This is a genomic window from Shuttleworthella sp. (assembly GCF_057251025.1).
Genome location: NZ_DBHIDN010000009.1, coordinates 43,941 through 63,453 on the forward strand (window position 1 = coordinate 43,941; position 19,513 = coordinate 63,453).

16 protein-coding genes and 1 tRNA gene are annotated in these 19,513 nt (G+C 56.9%); 1 reads left to right on the forward strand and 16 read right to left on the reverse strand.

Features of this window, described 5'->3' with window-relative positions:
* Positions 1-26 precede the first annotated feature (26 nt).
* From atpA to ACO5R6_RS03835, 11 genes are all read right to left on the reverse strand, one after another.
* Positions 27-1,823: a F0F1 ATP synthase subunit alpha gene (gene atpA, locus ACO5R6_RS03785; protein ID WP_485625860.1), complete on the reverse strand. Its 1,797-nt coding sequence runs from the start codon at positions 1,821-1,823 to the stop codon at positions 27-29.
* Positions 1,824-2,291, reverse strand: a complete 468-nt coding sequence (locus tag ACO5R6_RS03790; protein ID WP_485625861.1) for an ATP synthase F0 subunit B — start codon at positions 2,289-2,291, stop codon at positions 1,824-1,826.
* A gap of 66 nt (positions 2,292-2,357) precedes the next feature.
* A complete protein-coding gene (gene atpE, locus ACO5R6_RS03795) occupies positions 2,358-2,579 on the reverse strand; it encodes an ATP synthase F0 subunit C (RefSeq protein WP_485625862.1) in 222 nt (73 codons plus the stop codon).
* Between the two features lie 128 nt (positions 2,580-2,707).
* Positions 2,708-3,388: a F0F1 ATP synthase subunit A gene (locus ACO5R6_RS03800; RefSeq protein WP_485625863.1), complete on the reverse strand. Its 681-nt coding sequence runs from the start codon at positions 3,386-3,388 to the stop codon at positions 2,708-2,710.
* A gap of 276 nt (positions 3,389-3,664) precedes the next feature.
* A complete protein-coding gene (locus tag ACO5R6_RS03805) occupies positions 3,665-4,384 on the reverse strand; it encodes an HAD family hydrolase (RefSeq protein ID WP_485625864.1) in 720 nt (239 codons plus the stop codon).
* 11 nt (positions 4,385-4,395) lie between these two features.
* Entirely contained in the window at positions 4,396-5,367 is a 972-nt protein-coding gene (locus ACO5R6_RS03810; protein WP_485625865.1) for a GTP-binding protein, read from the reverse strand.
* Between the two features lie 35 nt (positions 5,368-5,402).
* Positions 5,403-6,665 carry a hypothetical protein gene (locus ACO5R6_RS03815; RefSeq protein ID WP_485625866.1) on the reverse strand — a complete coding sequence of 421 codons (1,263 nt, stop codon included), beginning with the start codon at positions 6,663-6,665 and terminating at the stop codon, positions 5,403-5,405.
* Positions 6,666-6,738: 73 nt separating this feature from the next.
* Positions 6,739-7,737, reverse strand: a complete 999-nt coding sequence (locus ACO5R6_RS03820) for a spore photoproduct lyase family protein (protein ID WP_485625867.1) — start codon at positions 7,735-7,737, stop codon at positions 6,739-6,741.
* Positions 7,730-8,629 carry a phosphorylase family protein gene (locus ACO5R6_RS03825; RefSeq protein WP_485625868.1) on the reverse strand — a complete coding sequence of 300 codons (900 nt, stop codon included), beginning with the start codon at positions 8,627-8,629 and terminating at the stop codon, positions 7,730-7,732. Before ACO5R6_RS03825 ends, ACO5R6_RS03820 begins: the two co-directional genes overlap by 8 nt.
* 124 nt (positions 8,630-8,753) lie before the next feature.
* A tRNA-Pro gene (locus ACO5R6_RS03830) sits at positions 8,754-8,827 on the reverse strand.
* 106 nt (positions 8,828-8,933) lie between these two features.
* On the reverse strand, positions 8,934-11,231 hold the full coding sequence (locus tag ACO5R6_RS03835; RefSeq protein ID WP_485625869.1) for a transglycosylase domain-containing protein: 2,298 nt from the start codon (positions 11,229-11,231) through the stop codon (positions 8,934-8,936).
* Positions 11,232-11,385: 154 nt separating this feature from the next.
* On the opposite strand from ACO5R6_RS03835, the gene ACO5R6_RS03840 reads away from it, so the two are divergent.
* Complete coding sequence (locus tag ACO5R6_RS03840; RefSeq protein WP_485625870.1) at positions 11,386-12,435, forward strand: aldose epimerase family protein; 1,050 nt, start codon at positions 11,386-11,388, stop codon at positions 12,433-12,435.
* Between the two features lie 164 nt (positions 12,436-12,599).
* Here the strand turns inward: ACO5R6_RS03840 and ACO5R6_RS03845 are convergent, their stop codons facing one another.
* The 5 genes from ACO5R6_RS03845 to ACO5R6_RS03865 all read right to left on the reverse strand — a co-directional run bounded on the left by ACO5R6_RS03845 (position 12,600) and on the right by ACO5R6_RS03865 (position 19,050).
* Positions 12,600-13,451: a sortase domain-containing protein gene (locus ACO5R6_RS03845; protein ID WP_485625871.1), complete on the reverse strand. Its 852-nt coding sequence runs from the start codon at positions 13,449-13,451 to the stop codon at positions 12,600-12,602.
* Positions 13,452-13,544: 93 nt separating this feature from the next.
* Positions 13,545-13,994, reverse strand: coding sequence for a hypothetical protein (locus tag ACO5R6_RS03850; RefSeq protein WP_485625872.1), 450 nt, complete (start codon positions 13,992-13,994; stop codon positions 13,545-13,547).
* 22 nt (positions 13,995-14,016) lie between these two features.
* The gene (locus ACO5R6_RS03855; RefSeq protein ID WP_485625873.1) at positions 14,017-15,129 is read right to left on the reverse strand and encodes a phosphodiester glycosidase family protein; all 1,113 of its coding nucleotides are present in this window, start codon (positions 15,127-15,129) and stop codon (positions 14,017-14,019) included.
* A complete protein-coding gene (locus tag ACO5R6_RS03860; RefSeq protein WP_485625874.1) occupies positions 15,119-16,258 on the reverse strand; it encodes a GtrA family protein in 1,140 nt (379 codons plus the stop codon). The genes ACO5R6_RS03855 and ACO5R6_RS03860 overlap by 11 nt, the downstream gene beginning before the upstream one ends.
* A 179-nt stretch (positions 16,259-16,437) precedes the next feature.
* Positions 16,438-19,050 (reverse strand): glycoside hydrolase family 3 protein, encoded by a 2,613-nt coding sequence (locus tag ACO5R6_RS03865; RefSeq protein WP_485625875.1) that lies wholly within the window; start codon positions 19,048-19,050, stop codon positions 16,438-16,440.
* Positions 19,051-19,513 lie beyond the last annotated feature (463 nt).

Genomic DNA, 19,513 nt, shown 5'->3' on the forward strand with positions numbered 1-19,513 from the left:
GTTTCAATCCAAGCAAGGTCCGATTCTTAGGCCCTGGCTTTCTCCTGTATGGATGCGAATTCATCAGCGGCAGTCAGGACCGACTCGATCAGAGCCTCTGACAGTCGGCCGCTCTTATTGATCTCTCCCGCGATCTCCGGATGCTGGTCCGCGTAGAAGGCAAGAAGATCTCTCTGATAATCCTTGACCTCCTTGACCGGGACATGGATCATCTTCTTGTTCTCTGCAACCAGGAGGCTGATGACCTGATCACTGACAGACATGGGGGCCTCAAGCGGCTGCTTGAGCAGTTCCATGAGCACTGCTCCCTGGGCCAGCTGATTCTTGGTCGCCTCATCCAGGTCGGAGGAGAACTGGGTGAACACCTGCATCTCCCGGTACTGGGCCAGATCAATTCGCAGGGATCCGGCCGCCTTCTTCATGGCCTTGGTCTGTGCAGCGCCGCCGACACGGGATACCGACAGGCCCACATTGACCGCGGGCCTCTGACCCTCAAAGAAGAGATCCTGTTCCAGGAAGATCTGCCCGTCTGTAATAGAGATCACATTGGTCGGAATATAGGCTGAAACGTCGCCGTCCTGGGTCTCAATAATGGGCAGGGCCGTGATCGATCCGCCGCCCAGTTCCTCTGAGAGACGGGCGCAGCGCTCCAGAAGCCTGGAGTGCAGGTAGAAGACATCGCCGGGGTAGGCCTCTCGTCCGGGAGACCGACCCAGAAGCAGGGACAGGGCCCGATAGGCGACAGCGTGCTTGGACAGATCATCATAGACGATCAGCACATCCTTGCCCTTGTACATGAAGTACTCTGCCAGAGCCGTTGCCGAGTACGGGGCAACATATTGCAGGGGGGCCGGGTCGGAAGCTGTGGATGCCACAACAACAGTATAATCCATAGCCTCATGTGCCTTGAGCGTGTTGACAATCCCCGCGATGGTGGATGACTTCTGCCCGATTGCCACATAGATGCAGATGCAGTTCTTATCCTTCTGGTTGAGAATGGTATCCGTCGCAATGGCTGTCTTTCCGGTCTGCCGGTCGCCGATGATCAGCTCACGCTGGCCGCGGCCGATGGGGAACATCGAGTCGATCGCAAGAATCCCGGTCTGCATGGGAACGGTAACCGGCTGCCGGTCGATGATGCCCGGTGCCGCATTTTCTATGGGCCGATACTCCGATGTCTTAATCGACTCGCCTCCGTCGATGGGATTTCCGAGCGCATCGACCACCCGGCCCAGATAGGCGTCTGAGACGGGCATCCCCGCCTGCTTGCCGGTTCCGGTCACATGACTGCCCTCACCGATCGTCCCCTCCTGGTCGAAGAGGATGGCTCCGACACCGTCAGACTTGATATCCTGGATCATGCCCTTGACGCCGTTGTCAAATAAGACAATCTCCCCATACTGGACGTGGTCGAGTCCGCTGATGGTGACAATTCCGTCTCCCACAGTCTCCACCGTCCCGACCTCAGAGGCCTTGGCTGTCAGGTGAAACTCCTCTACGGCCGCCTGCATGACCGACATGATCTTTTCCTGATCTGCATGTCCCGAAGCCCTCTGCCGAGCCCCGTCAATCTGGTCCTCGAACTGGCGCTCTCTGCCCCTGGTGGACCAGTCGAACTCATCGGAGCCCACGGACAGAATGAAGCCTCCGCCGACCGAAGGATCGGTCTCCAGGGTCAGGTTCACATCCGCCGCGCTTGCGGTATGATAGCGTCTTGATAAAAACTCCTTGAACTGAGCAAGCTGCTTCTCTGACGGCGGTGTCACGCACCGGAGTTTGGCCTGAAGCATTGTGCTCACATCCCTTGTATTGGTCTCGCTCATTTATTTCTCCACTTCCTTCAGGAAGGCATCATACATCTGCTCGTCCGTCTGAGACTCTACCAGCTTGGCAGCGGCATTCTTGACCAGATCTGTGATCTTCTCCTCTGCCTCGCGGCGCTCGATCTCCGCTGCGGCCCTGGCCTTCTTCTGCGCCTCTGCAATCAGCTTGTCAGACCGGCCCTTGGCTTCATCCAGGATCTTGTCATACTCGGCATTCGCCTTCTTAATCGCCTCGGTGCGGATTTTGGCCGCCTCCGCCCTGGCAGACTCCTGCTGGGCCTCGTACTTCTCGTGCAGAGCCTGGGCATCGGCCTTGACGCTTGCCGCATCATCGTAGGACTTCTTAATCTGCTCTTCCCGCTTGGCCATGACCTCTCGCACTCTGCCGAAGAGGAACTTCTTCAGGATAAAGTAGAGGATCACAAGATCTATGATGATCCACAAAATTGTCAAATCGATGTGTAACATGTCCTCTCCTAACTTACTGCTTCTCCATTCCCGGCTCCTGTTTCACGGGTCCTGTCTGAAAGCGGATCAACCCAGCATGAAAATAATCAGAATCCCCAGAACGAAGCCATAGATAGCGGTCGCCTCTGAGAGCGCAGCGCCCAGAATCAGGTTGGCCTGAATCTTCTTGTCCGCCTCCGGCTGTCTTGCAATGGCGTCTGCTGCGTGACCGGTCGCAATCCCGATTCCAAGACCTGCACCGATGCACGCGATTGCTGCGATACCTGCTCCAATTGCTGTAACACTCATGTTTTCTCCTCCTGAAATTCAAAATATTGATTTTGGAACGATTTCCACGTTTCTCTGCCCCTGCGGGCTCTATAATATCGGCCTTGGCCGCTATTATCTCGGTTAGAGGACTTTCCTCTCCTCCTGCGTCAATCCTCGACTGCCTCCGCGATGAAGAGGGATGTCAGGAAGACGAAGACATAGGCCTGTATAAAGCCGTCAAAGATATCAAAATACGCGCTGAAGACCAGCGGCAGGCCCACGGGAACGATGTACTCGATAATCTCCATAATGACATAAGACCCGAGGACATTGCCGAAGAGTCGCATACACAGGGAGAGGGGCCGGATGAAGACCTCCAGGATGTTGATGGGAGTAATGATTGCGATTGGCTTGGTGAAGGCCTTGAGCCAGCCGCCCACTCCCTTCTTGCGAATGCCGGCCGCCTCAATCAGGACAATGGACATAAGCGCAAGAGCGATGGTGACGCTCAAGTCCTTGGTGGGAGGCTTCATTCCCAGCAGGCCGATGATATTGGAGAGGCCGATGTAGAGCAGGATGGTCTCCAGATAGGTCGAATACTCGGCCGCTCCGTCCCCCAGCATGCCCTTGACGAAATTGTCAAGCCAGGTCACGGCGCTCTCGGCAAAGAGCTGCTTTTTGGACGGATGGTCCACGGACAGATGGCTGGTCAGCCATAGGGACAGGACGATCAGGATTGCCATGACCAGCCAGCTGATCAGGAGCGATTCATAGATGTCAATCCCCCCGAAGATCGGTATGGTAAATGCCTTTTGTACCTGTAATTTCTCAACTAATTCCTGGGCCATTGCAGACTCCCTTGCTTAACACTCACAGCGAGGCCTCCGGCGGATTCCGTCGGCAAAGCTGAAGTTTTCCCTTCGAAAAATCACCTGAAATTCACTGTCATTCTAGCACTTCTGTTCCGCTTCTGTTAAGAACATTCGGGAAAATTTGTCTGTCCCTGCCAACGCTTCCCAATCCTGTGAGCCGACCGGATCTTCCCTCGTTCTACAGGATCTGCTCTAGTTCTACAGGGTCTGCTCTAGTCCTACAGAGTCTGCTCTAGTCCTACAGAGTCTGCTCTAGTCCCGCAGGATTTCCGCCGCAAGCGCCTTGGCGTCAGAGACGATGGGACAAGCCCCTCTCTCCTTGAGGAAGGCGTGGCTGCGAAAGCCCCAGTCCACACTGATGCAGTCCATGCCGCCATTTGCAGCCGTCTGCATGTCCACCTCGGAATCCCCGATATAGACCGCATCTGCCGGAGCAAGGCCCAGGCGCCTTAAGACAAGGTCAGTCATATCCCTGGCCGGTTTTCTGGGAATCCCCTCCCGCTCGCCGATATAGACGTCAAAGAGCCCGGCAAAGACCTCCTCCGTCAGGATCCGGACCGCCTCATCGGGCTTATTGGACACGACAGCCGTCGGCATCTTCTTTTCGTGCAGCTGCTTCAAGAGGCTTAGGATCCCCGGATAGGGGCCGGTCTTTTCATTGGAGTGCCCGGCATAGTAGGGCTTGTAAATTGCTGCGATCCGCTCTACTTCTGCGTCCGGCACCCCGTCCACGGTCTCAAATCCCGGCGTTCCGATTCGGACCAGGTCTCTCTCCCCCAGGCCTCCCTCGTAGGCAAGGGCCCGCTGAATCGCCACATTGACGCCGGACCCGAAGAACTGCCGGACTATTTCTCCCTGATAGTCATGGCGGTGACCACACTGCTTCAGCGCCCAGTTTAGGGCTGTCACCAGGTCATCCAGGGTATTCAGAACGGTTCCGTCCATATCAAAAATTGCCGCCCGATATCTCATATCACTGCTCCTCACTGGGTCTTGTCTGTCCCGTAGCGATAGTGAAAATAGCCACCGATCCGCTCCCGGTTCAGCTCCTCCCCGATCACAATCAGGACCTCCTGTCCCTCTTTGCTCTCTGCCAGTTCAATCTTGTCGGCAGTGGCATTGACCTTGAGCCAGGCCGCAGCCGACCCCCTCTCGTATCTCAGGTATCCCTTGATCCGAAGCACCCTCCCACAGGCCGCATCCGAGAAGATCTCTTGCAGCTTCTGCTCGATCTCTTCGGACGAAGCCTGCACGTTCATATAGAAGAGTTGATCGTACTGGTCCTCCCGGCTGACCGGGAGCTTGAGGTGGTCCGCCCTCCTGTAGCCTGCCCGGCTGATCCGGTCGAAGTCCTCATCGGTCAGCCGGCTCCAGGGTCTCGTCTCCACTTCTTCCGGGTCCAGTCTTCGATCACAGTGGAAATGCTCCAGGGCCCGGTTGACATGGGCGATGAGCCGGGGGAGGGAAGCCGGATCCACTTCCTGGCTCTTGGAGAGAACTACCTTTCCTGCGTTGGCCAGCTGCGAGATCAGAAGATAATCGGTCTCTTCATCGGTCTCTTCCGGCAGGTGGGCATCCAGAATCGCAATCACGCTCCCGATCTGATACCAGCGGTTTAAGGGTTCTTCCTGCAGAGTGTCAAAGAACTCATCCACATCATAGACGCCCGAGGGCTCCACCAGGATCCGGTCGTAGCCCAGCATGCCCAGAGTGATGAGCTTGGTCTTAAAGCGCCGCCGGTGGGTCTCATAGTCCCTGTCGCCCAGGACCATCTCCACGTCACACCGATCCCCCTCCAAATCTGACAAGAGCATCCGGTCCACATTGATCGCCCCGAAGTCGTTCTCCAGGATGGCGATATTCTGCCCCTCCCGGATCAGGTATCCCGCGTAGGGGCGCAAGAAGCTGGTCTTGCCGGATCCCAGGAATCCTGTGATCAAGTCGATTTTCGTCATATTCTCTCCCTACCCGGTCCTGCCCTTGTCATAGGTCACAGACCTCTTCCTGATCCCGAATCTCCTGCTGACTCCCGGGGCCTTGCCAGCTCTTGCGCCCGCTCCAGACCCTTACCCACATAGTCTCTGCTATAGCGGCGCAGGATCTGATTTGTATAGCGCCGGTCCGGCTCCTTTATCTTCTGTATCTGATAGGAAATCGCCTCATGCTCTCCCAGCACCGCCTCCATATCCCGGAGAATTTGAAGCGCCAGCCTGGGCAGGGGGTGCATCCTCCCGTCGATCCAGAAGAGGGAGACCTCCTCCAACGGATAGGCGGCTGCCTGCTTCATATTGCGCATGGCCCGTCTCTGTCGCATGACGGACAGGTCCATCTTGGGCCGGCCCGTCAGGTAGAGCAGGAGGAGGGTCAGAAAGTCCAGATCCCCGGGATCGATCCCCTCGTCCCGCAGGGGATTAACATCCAGCATCCGCAATTCGATATGGTCGACCCCCTCTCGCAGCTTATCCAGGTCATTGACCCCGGCCGGCTTGAGGCGGACCGGATAGTAAAGTTCCGCCGCGGAATAGAGCTTGCCGGTCTCCACGTAATAGTTCATGGACTCCAGATAGTTGGGAATGGCGTCGAAATCCAGAACCGGTTCAAACGTATTCCAGTAACCCCTGTCTGAGCACCGATAGGAGGAATATCGGCCGGCCTGACTCTCTCCCATTTTCCCCCCGAAAAAGGAGGCGTCCATCAGAGGAGAGGCCGCCGTCAGGGCAACCACAAGCCAGGCATAGGCCAGGACTTTCTCGGCCAAATTCAGATAGATCTGATCCGCAGAGACCCCCTCTCGTCCCAGCTGGTCCAGGAAAGCCTGCGGGTAGGAGAAATTAAAGTGAATCCCGCAGAGGGACTGCTTCTTCTTCCCGTATTTTCCCGCCAGGTACTTGCGGTAGCGGGTCTTCTCTGCCCTCTCTCCCGTGAATCGGGCGATCCGGATGTCATCCTCCGACCGCAGATAGGGCGGATTGGAGAAGGGCCAGAGCCATTCCGGATCCTCTCTCTCTGCCAGGAAGCGGGCGGCCGCAAGCCGCTTGGCGCCGAGCGCCTCTGCCGCCTCCCGCGGGCTCTTATGCACTCCGGTGATGATCTCCAGCTGGCTCTCGCAGAAATCCCTGTCCAGGACAGGATCCGCTCCGAAGGGATGGTCCGTCTGTGCCAGAAAGCCCTCCGGAGTCACCCGCTGATTTTCTTCTTCCAGACCAAATCCTCCCTGGGTAAAGGTCGGCTCAATCCACTGCCTGATGTCCATTTGGGATTCTCCTCTGCGGCTTATATTGCGTCAAATCTATTTTTCTGCAGTGTACTCCCCTGCCACACCGGCGTCAATATCCCTGCCAGGAGAAGATCCGGTCTTCCCCTACATACATCCGCAATTTCTTCCGCAGAAAGCCCTCCATCTCTTTCAGAAGAGGATCCGGATAATGGCAGTAGCCCTTCTCTGTCACAAAGGGAAATTGGACGCTGGCGGCGAAGGGCTGATTTCTGCGCATTTGTCTCAGATAGTCTGCTGAGATCCGAAAGCTCCCGACAGCGACATCCATGATATCCTCCGGAGAGATCTCCGTGAAAATCCGATCCACCAGGTCCCCATAGGCCCTCTTCCAGCCCGGCCGAAAGATCATGGGGTCCAGGGCAAGACGCACCGTCACCCCTGCGCGGATGGCTGCCCGCATGCTCTCTATGCGGGCGGACAGGCCGGCAGCGCCCGGTTCCAGCTCTCTGGCATAGGCCTCCGGGGACAGGGTCCAGGCGAAAATCAGGTCCCTCCGCCCCCGATAGGCCTCCCAGCCTGTCCGCATTGCTGCCTTGGTCCGGATCTCAAGGCTCAGATCCGGCCGGTCAGCCGCAAAAGCGGCCCAGGCGGACACATAGCCCGTCACGGCCTCCCAAGCCAGCAGGTCCGTGTCATAGGAGATGCAGAGGTAGACTGGATGCCGGGCCAGGAGCCCATCCACCTCCTCCATGATCTCCTCCGGATTGACGAATATGACGATGTTTCCTGACGGGTACATCCCCTTGAGATAGCAGTACTCGCAGTTGAAGGGGCAGTTCATGACAGAGGAGGCATAGTAGAAGTGAGCCCTGCCGAAGTTCTGGCAGACGGGGGCCCCGGGGTAGACCGCCGTCCCCTTACGGACCGCCAGAATCAGACTTCGGTTTGCCTCCTGGAGGCTCCGGTCCTGATGCCTGCGGTTGAATACATCCTTGTAGTGGTCAATGAGGATCCGCTTTGCCCCCGGGAAATGCTCCAGGATCCGTTCGGTCCCGGGCCGGTCCACCGCCCTCTTTTCAATGTAAATATGGCTAAAGTGCTCATGCATCTCGCATCACCCAGTCTGTCAGCTCCTGCAGGAGAAGCTTCCCCTGTCTCCGGTCGGATAGGGGCAGTCTCCCCTTACGCTTCATCTCCTCCAGATGCTTCCTCCAGTCCCTGCCGGCAAGCCCCGCATAGACAAGCAGCTGCCGGAGCTGACTTCCCATGCTGGCCGAGCAGGCGAGGGCCCGGGCCCAGGCTGCGGACTCCTCCTCCGATGGCAGGGCACTCCTGCGTCGGGCCGATTCCTCTTCCTCCCTCTCCTGCTCCCGGATCAGGTCCTTAAGGTAGGCCTGTATCTGTGGCAGGGCCCCCTTGATGCGGGCCGCAAGCGTCTGCGGGCTCATCTTCTCTCCCTCTGCCAGTCCTTGATCCGAGACCAGCTTTAAGATGTGAATCTGCTGGGGCCCCAAGAAGATATTGGCCGCCTGAAAGAAGGCCGCCCCCTCCATGTCAAAAAGAGTCACCGCCAGCTCCTGTGGCAAGTCCGTCCCCGCTCCTTCCGCCGCAAGCTCCGTCTTCCTCCGGACCTCGGCCCGGCTGTATAGGGTAGCTTCCGGAAGGGGGCAGGCATGGGGGTAGATCAGGTCCGGATAGAAGCTGCGTCCTCCATCAGCATCGACCAGCCGATGAATCCGGTAGAGCCTGCCCACTTCCGATGGCGGGGCGCCTGCCGCACTTCCGATTAAGACTGCCTGTCCCGGCCCCTGCAGAGCAAGGACTGCTCCGACGGCGGCAGCCATAGCCACCGGCCCCACCCCGCTTATGGTCAGGAGGATCTCTCCCCCCCGGTCCTGATACTGGCGATAGGGCAGGCTCCCGTGATAGGTCTTCATATCCATGGCCCTGACCAAACCGCTTGCCTCCGGCCAGAGGGCCGCAAAAAGTAGGATTCGCATCTTTTCTCCCAGGCTCCCCTTCCTTCTACTCATTCTGCACAGGCTTTTTGCCTTTTCTGGCGGGCCTGCCCTGTAAATAAGAAAAGAGCTTCGGATAGACTCCGAAACTCTTCCCCGCAAACCGTCGGCGTGACAGGATTTGAACCTGCGACCTCTACGTCCCGAACGTAGCGCTCTACCAAGCTGAGCCACACGCCGATGACTTCTCCAATGAGAAATCAGCTTATAAATAGTAACAAACCCTCCCTAAAATAGCAAGAGGGAGGATTTGTCAATTTCACTTGCCCGGCAGAAGGAAAGGTCCTCAATGACCCGTGGCCGGGCCGGTCTTGGTCCCCCCGCCGCTTGCATCCGTGGACTTGTCTCCGCTGCCACCAGAAGGAGTGGTCTTCTTGCTGTCCTTGGAGGAACCATCGGCCGGTGCCGACTCGCTCTTCCCCGGTTCTCCCTTTTCCTTCCCGCTCTTGTCATCTTGCGCATCCGTACCGGCATCCTTCTGCTTAGAGGCATCGCTGTCGGAAGTGGTCCCGTCGGACACGGCATCTGAGGAGCTAATCTTGGACTTATCCCAGGAGAAATCCTTATAAGTCAGCTTCTTGTGAGCCGCATTCATAACGTCTCTCCAGATCTTGCCCGGATAGTTGGCCCCGGTCAGATTCTGCATGGACCTGGGCGTATCATAGCCGGTCCAGATGGCTGTCGTATAGTAGGGAGTGAAGCCGCAGAACCAGCCGTCCTTGTAGTCGTTGGTCGTTCCCGACTTGGCCGCGGCTGCCTGGTTATTGGGCTTTAAGCCCTTACCGGTACCATAGTCAAGAACCGCTTTCATCATCGTAACCATCTGGTGGGCGGAGTCTGCCTTGTAGATCTGGGTCTCCTCGTGGTTGTTCTTATAGATGGTGTTGCCGTTCTTGTCATCCATATGATCGATGCAGGTGGGCTCGCGGTATTTACCGTCATTCTCCAGAGTCGCATAGGCGGAGGCCATCTCCACAGTCGTGACCCCGTTGGTCAGTCCGCCGATGCCGGCAGCCAGGTTCTCGTCATTCTTGGAAATCCTCGCAAAATGCATCTTATAGAGATACTGAAGGCCCTTGGCCGGCTTCACTTCCTTGAAGATATTCCAGGCGACCGTATTCAGAGAGTAAGCCACAGCCTGGGTCAAGGTGACACTGCCCATGTAGCTGTTGCCGTAGTTCTGCGGTCCGTTCTTGATGGGACTGTCCTCCACCCGGCTTGTGGGCGTGTACTTCCCGGTCTCCAGTGCCGGCGTGTAGACAAGGACCGGTTTGATGGAGGAGCCTGGCTGACGGTAAGACCGATAGGCGCGGTTTAAGCTATAGGTCTTGATATTGTCCTGGCTGCGGCCGCCGACAATCGCCACGACATTGCCGGTCGCATTGTCAATGATTGTTCCGGCAGACTGGGCCGCGTAGATCCCCTTATCCGTCGTCTCCGCGAGCTTGCTCATGTTCTTGTCAATTGCATCCTGCAGGGACTTCTGGAGGTTGGCATCCAGGCTGGTGTAGATCTTATAGCCGCCGGTATAGAGTTCCGTGGCGTAGGTGTCGTACTCCTTGCCGTAGGACTCCTCGTAGGTCTTGCGCTCCTCATCACTGGCGAACTGGTACTGGAAATTGAAGCCGTCTGCCGCCATCAGGGCTCGCACTGCGGAGTACTCTGCGAAGGTCGTCTCGTAATTGTGGAACTCTTTATTGTCCTCGGACAGGTTCAGGGCGATCTGCTGGCTCTTGGCCTGGTCATAGTCCTCCTGGCTGATCTTCTTGTCCTTCAACATATTCCGAAGAATCAGATCCTGCCTGACCACCGTATTCTCCGAGTGGTTGATCGGATCATAGTAGCTGGGCCGGTTAGGGATGGCACAGAGGAAGGTGATTTCCGCCAGGCTCAGCTCGCTGACGTCCTTGCTGAAATAGCCCTGCGATGCGGCACCGATTCCATAGAAGCCATTCATGAAATAGACGTTATTGATATAGAAGTTGAGGATCTGGTCCTTAGAATACTTTCTCTCGATTTCAAACGCGACGAAGAGCTCCTCCACCTTGCGCTCCCAGGTCTTGTCCTGGGTCAAAAAGACCGTTCTGGCCAGCTGCTGCGTGATGGTAGAGCCGCCTCCCGAGACCCTGCCCTTTCGGATCATAGCCAGGGTCGCCCGAGCAATTCCCTTGAGACTGACTCCGGGGTGGCTGTAGAAACCCTTATCCTCAATCGATACAAAGGCCTCCTTCACCTGTTTGGGCATCTTGTCGCTGGATACATACTGGATCTTCTTCTGGCCTCCCAGCTCCGCCAGCTCATTGCCGTCTTTGTCATAGACGTAGCTGGACCTGGTGCTCTCGAAGGTCTCCTCCGTGGAGTCGGCCACAAGCTTAACCGCCTCGTCGTGCATGGAGATGAGCTTGCCGGCATAGCCTCCAGCCAGCAGATAGATTGCGGCAAAGGCTATAAGGATGAGAAAAATCAGAAGGATCAGCCGGATGACTCGCCAGACCTTGTTTTTCTTCTTCTTCTTGGGGCCCGGGTTCTCAGACCTTGTCCCCCCTACTTTATGCAGTTGTTCATTATTTTTTATCTCTTTCATAGTCCGTATTTTACCTTCTGCCTCCCGGATACGCAACTTTTTCTCGTTCGGTCGAATCCGCACAGGGCCCCCCGATCACCTCTTGTCAGCCGTCTCCCATATTTCTAGAATAAGATACAGATTGATCGACCAAGTCACAGCAGAGGAGGGGAAGATGCAAGAGGCGAAGATCTGGGGCAGGGGGCCCCACGGAGAGCAGGTGAAGGTCTGGACGATTTCCAACCAAAGAGGCCTGCGGGCCCGCTTCATGAATCTGGGAGCCGTCCTCCTGTCCCTCGAAGTCCCTGATCGAACCGGGAAGGCAGCGGATATTGTCCTGGGCTACCGGGACCTGGAATCTTACTTCCGAAATCAGTCCTGCTTCGGCGCTCTGGTCGGCCCCAATGCCAACCGGATCGGGAAGGCGCGTTTTCGCCTGAATGGTCTCTCCTATCAACTGGAGAAGAACGACGGAGACAACAATCTCCACTCCGGCTCCGACTCCTTTCATCACCGCGTCTGGGATCTGGCAGACCTGCAGGAGGACGCGATCGCCTTCCGCATCACAAGTCCTCACATGGATATGGGCTTTCCGGGCAATCTGACCCTGACCGTTCGCTACCGGCTGGACGAGGATCGGCAGCTGACGATCGACTACGAGGGCAGCTGCGACCGACCCTCCCTCTTCAACCCTACCAACCACAGCTATTTTAACCTGGCCGGCCATAATTCCGGTCGGATCTTAAATCACCTGCTGCAGATTCACGCCGACAGCTTCACCTATGCCGACGCTGCCTCCATCCCCGATGGGGAGATCCGATCGGTCGAGGGAAGTCCCATGGATTTCCGGACCCCCAAGCCCATCGGCAGAGACTTCGGCGCCGACTATGATCAGCTGATCTGGGCGGGCGGTTACGATCACAACTGGATTCCAGAGAACTACGACGGCCGGGTCCGTCCCGTAGCCGCACTCTATGATCCGGGCTCCGGTCGGCGGATGACCGTTTCAAGTGATCTGCCCGGGATCCAGGTCTATACCGGCAATTACATTGACGAGAGAGAATTTGGCAAGGGAGGCTGCCACTATCCCAAGCAGGGCGGCATATGCCTCGAGACCCAGTACTTCCCCAACGCCATCAATGTCAGCAGCTTTATCCCGCCCCTGATTCTTCCGGGCCGGCCCCGGCGTAGCCGGACGGTCTTCGCCTTCTCTGTTGACGGCTGAGACGAAGCTTCGATTCGACCGTCCCGATCGGGCTTATCCTGAAGCAAGTGCTATTCGGGTATCATCCCGCGCCGCCGGGCGCACCAGGAAAGGGGCCGCGGAGAAGCAGTACCCTGTTTCCCCGCGGCCCCTCGGCCTCATCTCGGATTGTAGTTCTCTCCCTGTCAGGGGTTCTGACTCTCATAGGCATTGGCCCCGGCCTCATCCAGAACCTGTCCGGTCGAATACACGTAGGCGGCCACCCGCTTCCCGCTGACAATAAAGCGGTCGGAGGTCTTGGAACAGGTCGACAGGGTCACCACCTTGTCATCCACGCTGACCGGCAGGCCCGTCTTCGTCATGGCGTGTTTCTGGAGCAGGTCCAGATATTTGGCATAGGCCTCTCCCTTGTCCTTGTGAATGGCGTAGACCTCGCTGTCCTCATTCTGGTCCGACCAGGCAAAGACCTGATAGCGGTAGACCACATCGCCGCGAATGATCTGAAAATACTGGTGATCGCGGTAGTAGTCCGGGTCATCCTTGTAGTCGCTCAGGCTTCCGAACATGGTCTTGTTATTCATCTGGTGCCCATAGACCAGGGAGTGGTAATCCTCGAAGTTGGGTCGGTTCTTCCCCTCCAGGAAGATGGATCCGGCAATGGCGTACTTGCCATCCATGGATTTGCGCAGCCAGAAGTTATCGTCGTTCTCCTTATAGAGAACCGGGTAGCTGACGTGCTCGTTGTTCTCCATGTAGATCCAGGCCTTAATCGTATCATTCTGCTTGAGCAGGTCGGGGAAGTTGACCTTGACCTCTTCATACCATTCGGCAGGCTTTTCTTTCGATGTGTCTGCCACGGACACCGCATTTCTCGCATTCTTATAGACCTGCTCCGAGTCGTGATAATCCTTCAGGGTCAGCAGGATCCTGGCGCCCGAATATACAATAACCAGAAGACAGATGCCGATTAAGATGTTGTAGATCCATCCCGACTTCTTTTTCTTCCTGCCCGTTTGCTCCTGCTTTGTTTCTCTCATAAGACTTCCAATCGATTGAAGCAGAGATCGTCCCTGCATACTTTATGGCTATTTTGTGAACAAGGCCTATTCTACTCAAATGATTGCGTAAAGTCAATTCTCTTCTTGCTCTGACGTGCTTTCCCCTGCCTGCGGAGCAAGACTCCCTCGGTGCGCCTTTCCCTGCCTGCGGAACAAGACCCCCTCGGCGCGCTTTCCTCCGCCCCGCAAGTCTCTGTCCAGGAGGAGGATGGCTGCAAGGACAAGCCCGCCCCCTGCCAGCCAGTATCCCCGAATCAAGCGATTGCTGGTCCCGTAGATGGTCAGTACACCGCTGATCACACATCCCAAAGTCAGAGTCAATACGGCCGCGTCCCAGATGCTTAGGGTCAGGGGTGAGACCTGCAGCCGATTGACTGCGCCGGGCCTCATCCAAAGGACCAGGGTCGGAATCAGTCCTCCGAAGAGGGGGACCAGGAAGGCCAGGTACATGGCCGGATCATAGACCCCATGGCTGAAGGACTCGTAGATGATTCCGAAGGCCAGGAAAAATCCTGTCAACAATCCATAATTTCTGCTTCTTCTCTTAACTTCCGATATAGACAATGTCGCTCACACTCCTCTCACTTGTTCCACGTCCCGTTGTTGTGGGATTATTGATTACTTTTCCCTGGAAGACCATGGTAGAAGAGCCTCCCCCGTCCAGGTTATAGGCGGTTGTAGCGCCCAGGGACTGCATAAACTGCGCCAGCTGGTAGAGGGAAAGTCCCTGGCTCTCACTGCTGCGGCCGTCGGAGACGACAAAGACATAGTGTCCCTGCCCGATCTGACCAATGGCCGTTCTCGGATTGGAGGCCATGGCCTTGCCCACCTCAGAGTTGCTGCTGACGCTGATCTTGCCGTTTTGAATCAGACCCGGGCCAAAGCTGTATGCCTGCCAGGCCCCCTGGTCGAGCAGGTCCTGCGCACTGGCCTCGGAGGCGCTGACCACTTTCATGGTCCCGTCTGTCCCAATCACAAGGACCTGATCGTCACTGTCTGCCGTGGACCGGTAGAGGACCCCGTTTCTGATCACATAGCCGGACTCCTGCGCCCCATAGTAATCCCCGTTGATTGCCAGAATCGCGCCGACGCTGTCGGCGATGCTGGACGTCTTGGCCGTCACATTCTTCCCGTAGGTCCCCTGGGCGAACGCGCTCTTGATATACTCTGCGGAGGTCACCTGAACATCTGCCGCATAGATATAGGTACTGTTCTCATAGAAGCGGTAGACTGTGATGTTCAGCTTGTCATCCGAATAGGTCCCGACCACGGTGGCATTCGCATACACGCCGGTTCCGCTGCTTCCCTGGGTCTGTGTCTCCGTTGTCTTCTTCGAGCTCTTGCCGCTCGACTTGGTAGAAGAAGTCCCTGTAGAGCTGTTTGATGACTTTAAATTCGCGAAATCCGAGCTGCTGATGGAACTCTGGCCGGATGCACTGTAGGCACGGGCCAATACGAAGGTGTCCAGGAGGAGGTAGCTGCTGAAGGCGATCAGGGCCGCCGTCGAGGCGATGCGAAATCTCTTTCCCGCGCGGCGTCTGCCCCGGCCCCGCTTCCCGGCCTTCTCGGCCCTCTCGTCCCTTTCATTCATTTCCCGGCCCCTTGCGGCCGTTTCCTCCTCTGGGATCTCCTCCCTCTCTCTTCTCTCAGGCCACATAGGGCACCTCCTTTCTTGCGAATACGAAATTCTTCTGAATCAGATAGCTTAGGATGAATACGGTCGGTTCCGCGATCAGCTTGGCCATCAGCGCACCCAGCCCCAAAGCTGTCAGCCCATAGACGATACAGGTGTCCGCGCAAAGAACCAGGACCGCGGTCAGTCCATACCGGTAGAGACTCTGTCCCGGCTTATCCCGATGATGAAATACCAGTTTCCGATTCATACTGTAGTTAAAGGCGGCGCTGATCAGACGGGCCAGCACATTGGCGCCGACAACCGGAAGCATCATCATAGTTAGGAAGGCATAGAGCAGGTAGTCCAGTCCAAAGGATGCCATAGACACACCGGCGAAGGAGATCATCTGCTCGAAGAGAACCCGGTAGATTCGGATGGAATCTCTCACCGCATGGAAGTGACTGGATGCGTTGTTGTTCTCATAGACTGTCTCAATGGGAATCTCGTAGATCGGGATCCGATCTGCGGCAAATTCCAGAAGCATCCGCATCTCATACTCATAATGGTCTCCGCTGATCTTGCACAATTTGGGGATATAGGCGGTGCAGAAGGCCCTGAGCCCCGTCTGCGTATCTGTCACCCTCCGGCCGGTCATCAGGGTGAAAATCTGTCTGGTCAGACGGTTTCCGGTCTTGCTTCTCAAGGGGATTTTCCCGCTGAAGTGCCGGCTCCCCAGATAGAGGCCGTTGGCCCCATACAAGCACCGGTGCGCCAGATGTAAGGCGTCATCCACCTTGTGCTGGCCGTCCGCATCCATCAGGACCAGGACCCCGGGCTTCTTGCCAAACTGCCCCAGATAAGCCAGGCCTGTCCGGAGGGCCGCGCCTTTCCCCCGGTTCTGGGGATGGTGCAGGATCATCAAGTTGAAGGCGCTCTCCGTCCCCTCGGCCTGCCCTTCTGCTGCCGGGTCGCCTCCCTCTTTTGTCCGGTCGGCAAGGTCCTCCAGCTGCGCCAGGACGGCCTTGGCCTCCGGCCCCCTGCTCCCGTCATCTACGACCAGGACATGGAGCCTGGCCTCCGGGTATCCGCTCTTAGACTGCAGGTCTTTCACCAGACCAAACAGTGTATCATCCGGTTCATAGGCCGGTATTAAGATGAAATAGTCATCCATGGTCTCCTCCTCTCCAAGCCGTGATCCGCTGACGCCCTCGTCCGGATCGACTTGGATATAGGATAGACACCCGTCCTTAAATGAACCTTAAGGGCGCACCCAAAAACTGCCTCCGCCTCCCCCTAGGGGCGGCAGAGACAGTTGCTCCCGTTCTATTTACTTCCCGGCCCGGCGCGGCCTCATCGCTCCATTCGCAGAATCAGCTTCAGGACATTGGCCGCTCCCCTCTGCAGTTCTCCGAGCGTGAGAGGATATTTGACCTCTCCTTCTTCCTTGCCTAAAGACCGGATGATATCATCGACGTCCGCCTGACTGCCCGGCATGATCAGCTCATTCCCGGCCTTGATACAGCCGGCCGCAGAAGAATCTCCGTACTTCTTCCGGCCGGCGGATCCGCTTGGATCCATCCCTTCCATGCTGCCGGTGGTCCACCAGTCTGTCATGATGATCCCGTCAAATCCCCACTCATCTCTTGCGATTCCGGTCAGCAGGTCATGGCTGTTGGCCGTGTGCTCCCCGTTGACCAAATTGTAAGAGGTCATCATGGCGCAGGGATGCGCTTCCTCCACCGCAATCTGGAATCCCCTCAGGTAGATCTCCCGCGCGGCTCGCTCACTGACATGCGAGCAGACATGATTGCGGTTGTCCTCCTGATTGTTGAGGGCGAAGTGCTTGATGGTCGCACCCGCACTCTTGTGCCTCTGCACGCCCCTCGTCTCGGCGGCTGCGCAGTTGCCTGTGACCAGGGGGTCCTCCGAGTAGTACTCGAAATTCCTCCCGCACAGGGGCGACCTCTGAATATTCATCCCGGGCGCCAGCCAGAGATCAACGCCGAAGGCCTCCATCTCCTCGCCGACGATGTCCCCGGCCTCTTCCAGCAGCTGCAGGTCCCAGGTCTGCGCCAGCAGACTTGCGATGGGAATTGCCGTTGCGTACTGGTAGTAATCCACCGCATCTTCCGGAATTTCCGGCTTGGGTGCCAGGTCCGACAGAAATTCGAATCCGGGCATGGCCATATCCTTCGTCAGGATATTGCCATTCTGATCCGCCTTAAAATGCCTGGTCAGACGAAGACCCGCGGGCCCATCTGCAGTGACCAGGTTCCGAACGCCGCAGTCATCGATCAATAGGGAGCTCGTATCCCCGGCAGCCCCGGCGACGGAGACCGATGACGCTCCGATCTGAGGGCCGGACACCCCATATTGACCTCTCTGGCTTCCAACACACAGAGCTGCCATCTCTGCATCAGACAGCTGGGCGACAAAATCTTCCAGACTGATCCGACCGCTTCGCACCTCATCAAGCCCGGGTCGCCTTCCCTCTGCCTTGGTCTGCCGGATCGCAACCGGCGGCTTCGAGTAAACCGCCTGCCTGGTCCGGATCTCATCGGCAGAGAGTTCCAGTGCAAGAGCATTCTCGATCTCCCCGGCCTCCCCCGGATAGGAATAGGGGGTCACACCCCTGCGGGAGATTTCCTCCATCGGGCAATCTAAGGACAGGCGGTTCGTCAGCCGGTCTGTCATCACTTCCCGGTCCAGCCGAATCCTGGCGATCACCCGGCTGTCTCTGGAGTCCTGCCCCAGACGGATCAGATAATCACCCGGCTCCATAATCCAGGCCGCCTGCTTCTCATCGTAAGAGGCCAGGGACCGGGTCGGTATGGAGATGGTCAGGTCGCAGGAAGCGCCCGGGCCGATCAGGGGGGACTTGGCGTAACCCTTCAGTTCCTGATAGGGTTTTTCCAGCTTCCCTTCGGGCGAAGAGACATAGACCTGGGCCAGTCCCCGCCCGGCATATCGATCGCCCGTATTGATAATCCGAACCTCCAGCCGGATCATTTCCCCGTCGACCTCGATATCATTGGCCTCCAGACGAAACTTTGTATAAGATTTCCCGTACCCGAAGGGATAGAGCGGGGTCACATTGAAGCTGTCATAATACCGATAGCCCACATAGATCCCCTCGCTGTAGTAGGCATCATCCAGATCTCCATCCAGATAACTGAATCGGTCTGCGCAGGGGGAATCCTCGTAGTTGACCGGCCAGCTCGCAGTCAGATGGCCCGAGGGCGTTTCTCTGCCGGTCAGGATGTCCGCAAGGGCATAGCCCCCATAACTTCCCGCCTGGGACATAAGCAGGATGGCGTCAATCCCCTCGATGGCCCGGAGAGCCTTCAGGTCCATGATGCCTCCCACATTGAGAACCAGGATGGTATTCTCATATGCCAGAGCAACCCTTCTGACTGCCTCAAGTTCCTCCGCGAAGGGCAAGTATTGGCCCGGCGCCAACTTGCGGTCCGCTCCCTCGCCGAAACTTCGGGCGATCACGAAGACTGCTGTATCGGTCAGGTCTGTCTTGATATCGTCCTCCTCGAGCGGAACTATGGCGGGCTCAATGAAGGGATTGTTGAGGATCTCCATGACCGCCTTCTGCCCCTCTTTGGCCAGCTTTCCAAGCACCACCTCTTGGTATTCGCTCCGGGCCCGCTCGACATTCTCGCAGTCCCGGTCGATCCACTCCTTGGTGACAACCCGATATCCGGCATCCTCCAGGCCCATCTCAACACTGACTATCCGGCGGCTGTTCACATCGCCGGACCCGGTCCCTCCCTTGATGGTTCGGCGGGCGCCGTTGCCGTAAAGTGCGATATTTCCCCCCTCCCTGCGAAGAGGAAGGGTCCCGTTGTTCTCCAGCAGGACCATCCCCTGGCCGGCAATCCTGCGCGACCGCTCTGCATTTCGCCTCTCCCGCTCTGAGACTTCTGCGTACCTGCTTGCGTAGAGTTTGGCCATGACGACACTCCTTTCTATTCTGTCTCCTCTGACGATTCTGTCTCCTCTGATTCCCGTCTTTGAATCCGTTTCGGCAAATCGACGCACCATAAAATATGGCTCAATAAAATCTTAGCACAGGTCTTGATTCGATCATTGGAAATTCAGGCTTATTTTTGCGAAATAAGAGATCTGAAGAAAATTTCGGGCCTAAAAGAGACGGTCTATCCATGCCGGCACAAAATAATAAGTCCCCGCGAGAACGGGGACTTACGAAAAGGGAGTTATGAAAAAGATTAATGTCTAAATGAATGTCGGCTTCATTTGACAATATTTATGTTAGTGGGGTTCTGTGTCTGAACTGTGTCTAAGTCAATAAGCTTCCAAAAACAAATCTAAACAAACTATAAAATCCAAAAGCGGGCATAGAAAATGCCCAGTTCCGGAATCGAACCAGAGACACGCGGATTTTCAGTCCGCTGCT

Bases quoted from the DNA above. Each gene is read 5' to 3' on its own strand.
- atpA (WP_485625860.1), bottom strand. From the start codon at position 1,823: ATGAGCGAGACCAATACAAGGGATGTGAGCACAATGCTTCAGGCCAAA.
- ACO5R6_RS03790 (WP_485625861.1), bottom strand. From the start codon at position 2,291: ATGTTACACATCGATTTGACAATTTTGTGGATCATCATAGATCTTGTG.
- atpE (WP_485625862.1), bottom strand. From the start codon at position 2,579: ATGAGTGTTACAGCAATTGGAGCAGGTATCGCAGCAATCGCGTGCATC.
- ACO5R6_RS03800 (WP_485625863.1), bottom strand. From the start codon at position 3,388: ATGGCCCAGGAATTAGTTGAGAAATTACAGGTACAAAAGGCATTTACC.
- ACO5R6_RS03805 (WP_485625864.1), bottom strand. From the start codon at position 4,384: ATGAGATATCGGGCGGCAATTTTTGATATGGACGGAACCGTTCTGAAT.
- ACO5R6_RS03810 (WP_485625865.1), bottom strand. From the start codon at position 5,367: ATGACGAAAATCGACTTGATCACAGGATTCCTGGGATCCGGCAAGACC.
- ACO5R6_RS03815 (WP_485625866.1), bottom strand. From the start codon at position 6,665: ATGGACATCAGGCAGTGGATTGAGCCGACCTTTACCCAGGGAGGATTT.
- ACO5R6_RS03820 (WP_485625867.1), bottom strand. From the start codon at position 7,737: ATGCATGAGCACTTTAGCCATATTTACATTGAAAAGAGGGCGGTGGAC.
- ACO5R6_RS03825 (WP_485625868.1), bottom strand. From the start codon at position 8,629: ATGCGAATCCTACTTTTTGCGGCCCTCTGGCCGGAGGCAAGCGGTTTG.
- ACO5R6_RS03835 (WP_485625869.1), bottom strand. From the start codon at position 11,231: ATGAAAGAGATAAAAAATAATGAACAACTGCATAAAGTAGGGGGGACA.
- ACO5R6_RS03840 (WP_485625870.1), top strand. From the start codon at position 11,386: ATGCAAGAGGCGAAGATCTGGGGCAGGGGGCCCCACGGAGAGCAGGTG.
- ACO5R6_RS03845 (WP_485625871.1), bottom strand. From the start codon at position 13,451: ATGAGAGAAACAAAGCAGGAGCAAACGGGCAGGAAGAAAAAGAAGTCG.
- ACO5R6_RS03855 (WP_485625873.1), bottom strand. From the start codon at position 15,129: ATGTGGCCTGAGAGAAGAGAGAGGGAGGAGATCCCAGAGGAGGAAACG.
- ACO5R6_RS03860 (WP_485625874.1), bottom strand. From the start codon at position 16,258: ATGGATGACTATTTCATCTTAATACCGGCCTATGAACCGGATGATACA.
- ACO5R6_RS03865 (WP_485625875.1), bottom strand. From the start codon at position 19,050: ATGGCCAAACTCTACGCAAGCAGGTACGCAGAAGTCTCAGAGCGGGAG.